Annotated in this window: 3 protein-coding genes; all 3 read right to left on the bottom strand. The window is 48.0% G+C overall.

Going from position 1 to position 2,384, the window contains the following annotated elements:
- Positions 1-33 precede the first annotated feature (33 nt).
- From L3V25_RS16490 to L3V25_RS16480, 3 genes are read right to left on the bottom strand one after another with little or no spacing between them, the layout of a single operon-like run.
- Positions 34-1,566 carry an IS66 family transposase gene (locus tag L3V25_RS16490; RefSeq protein WP_110410642.1) on the bottom strand — a complete coding sequence of 511 codons (1,533 nt, stop codon included), beginning with the start codon at positions 1,564-1,566 and terminating at the stop codon, positions 34-36.
- 59 nt (positions 1,567-1,625) lie between these two features.
- Entirely contained in the window at positions 1,626-1,979 is a 354-nt protein-coding gene (gene tnpB / locus L3V25_RS16485) for an IS66 family insertion sequence element accessory protein TnpB (RefSeq protein WP_025794881.1), read from the bottom strand.
- Positions 1,976-2,296: a hypothetical protein gene (locus L3V25_RS16480; protein WP_004394070.1), complete on the bottom strand. Its 321-nt coding sequence runs from the start codon at positions 2,294-2,296 to the stop codon at positions 1,976-1,978. Before L3V25_RS16480 ends, tnpB begins: the two co-directional genes overlap by 4 nt.
- Positions 2,297-2,384 lie beyond the last annotated feature (88 nt).

Raw genomic sequence — 2,384 nt, 5'->3', positions numbered from 1 at the left:
GTATCCGCGCCATGAACCCACGGGGCGATATTGTTAGTGTTTGAAGTTCCAAGGCAGGAGTGCATCGATATCAGGTTCCGCTTTCGCTAACTCCTGCATGCACTTGACCATGTAGTCGTAAACGATAAGGCCGTTGGCTTTCGCTGTCTCGACGATACTGTAAAGCATCGCGCTCGCTTCAGCTCCATTGGGATTGGTCGAGAAGAGCCAGTTCTTTCTCCCAATAACCAGCGGTTTTATTGCGCGTTCAGCTCGGTTGTTGTCTATCGATAAGTGACCGTCATCGATATAGCGGGTGAGCTTCGGCCACTGACCGAGCGTGTATTTTATTGCTTTACCCAGCGGGCTAGACTCAAGCACTTTCTGAGTTGTCATCCATTCATAAAGCTCATCCAGTATCGGCTTAGCATGCTCTTGGCGCTCTGCTTTCCGTTTTTCGGCACTGGCACCTTTTAAGCGTGATTCTATTCCATAAAGCTTCTGGATTTTGGCCAACGCTTTATCCGCTTTACCTGACTTGCCTTTGCCTTGAAGCTTTTTCGCCTCCATGAACTTGCGACGAGCATGCGCGAAGCAACCGACATTGGTGACGAGATGAAGCCCATCATAAACACCATAGCCATCGGTTTGCAGATACCCATCATAGTCGCCCAAGAAGGCAACGGGGCACGCCCTCGCGCGACTGTTTTGATAGTCGTACAAGACGATATTTTTCACATTGGGGAGTGCGGCATCTGGCGAGTCTGCGCCCGAGCAGTAGAGCCACATGTAACACTGTTTATCTTCTTTGAGGACATTGAGCGGCGTTTCATCCGCCTGAATCACCACTTGCTCAAGTAGGTGCGCTTTCAAGGCCGCGTAAAGCGGGGCGAACTTCTCACTGACTTGGATAATCCACCTTGCCATCGTGGTTCGTGAGAGTTCGATACCCGACTGGGTAAACAACGACTCTTGTCGATAAAGTGGCATCGCGTATTGGTATTTGCCGAGGATGATATTGGCCAACAAGCTTTCTGTGGCGAAGCTCTTCGGGATAATGCTTTGCGGCGCTGGCTTTTGAACAATGCGGCTGTTGTCCTGAGTTTGCTCGCATTGGCGGCAAGCATATTTAGGACGAACATATTCCAACACTTTGAGTACCGCTGGCGTGAACTCAAGCTTTTCACTGCGGTCTTCACCGATTTTATGCAGACTATGTTGGCAGCAAGCGCACTGCTTTTCATCGTCGTCTAAATCGAGTTCGATAACCTCACGAGGCAAGCTCTTTGGCAGAGGTCTGCGTTTACCGCGTTTCTTCGTTGTGATGGTCGTTGTGACAACGTCAACCTCTTCTTCTTTAGCAGCTTCACACTCCGCTTCGTTGAAGAGGTCACCTTGGGATTCATTGTAAGGCTTTAACGCCTCCGAGCGTTTAGCGAACTGACGGTCGAAGGCAAGTTTGAGCTGTTCAAGCAGCGATTGGCGCTCTTGTTTCAATTGGATTTCTGACGCCAACAGCGCTTTCACCATCGCTTGTAGCTCGGCAACATCTTGGCTTTCTGGGTTGATATTTGGCGTCTTTTTCATGGCATTTATTATACTAAAATCATGCCGTTAACGCTTGGTGGATAAGACTATATTATCGATTAAGTCATTGTAAAATCTTCTATTTTAACGGGTTTATGGCCGATAATCGTGAAGCCTGAAAGCAGCCTATCAAGCTCGAAATGAGTCAGGGTAAACACGTCATTTTTCTCTTTGGAAGGCCATTTATATTTGGCTTTTTCAAGGCGCTTGTACCAAAGAGCAAAGCCTGTTTTATCCCAGTACAACACTTTGACTTTATCACGCTGTTTGTTGGTGAACAGGAATAGTGCACCGCTGCCCAAGGGCAAGTCGGTGTCATTTTCGATAATCGCAGCGAGGCCGTTGATGGACTTTCTAAAATCGACGCTTTCGCGATAGAGATAGATTTCGGGAGCACTGAGCATACGTTTCATGACAGCGCACCGATAAGTTCTGCAAGATAGGTCGCTGGCGTGCCTTGTGGGATGCTCAGTTCAACATCATTGACGAGCAGGGTCATATTGGCAACGGCAAGGTGAGTGGCTTGATACTTTGTGGTCTTTTCAACGACTTCTGCTTTAACAAAGCCAACCGTGTTCGGTTTTTCGATGTGCTTTAACTGTTGGCGCTTAGCATAAAAAGTGGAAAGGCTGAGGCCGTTACGTTCACAGAATAATCGTTGTGATAGTTGGCTGGATTCATAGCGTTCGAACAGGGTTCGCCATTCTTGGTTAGTGCGTCGTTTGGCCATTTCAAATCTCCTTTGCTGCTTTGGGTTGGAGGTTTGATCTTATTATTCGGGCTAGACGATTAGAATGCGGGGTTTATGATGCGCTTAC

Source organism: Vibrio sp. CK2-1, from assembly GCF_021726515.1.
In the GTDB taxonomy this organism is placed as follows: domain Bacteria; phylum Pseudomonadota; class Gammaproteobacteria; order Enterobacterales; family Vibrionaceae; genus Vibrio.
The sequence above is the reverse complement of the archived record's forward strand: the minus strand, read 5'-3'. Positions and strand labels throughout refer to the sequence as shown.

Excerpts from the sequence above, each read along its gene's own strand:
- L3V25_RS16480 (WP_004394070.1), bottom strand. The coding sequence starts at position 2,296 with ATGGCCAAACGACGCACTAACCAAGAATGGCGAACCCTGTTCGAACGC.
- tnpB (WP_025794881.1), bottom strand. The coding sequence starts at position 1,979 with ATGAAACGTATGCTCAGTGCTCCCGAAATCTATCTCTATCGCGAAAGC.
- L3V25_RS16490 (WP_110410642.1), bottom strand. The coding sequence starts at position 1,566 with ATGAAAAAGACGCCAAATATCAACCCAGAAAGCCAAGATGTTGCCGAG.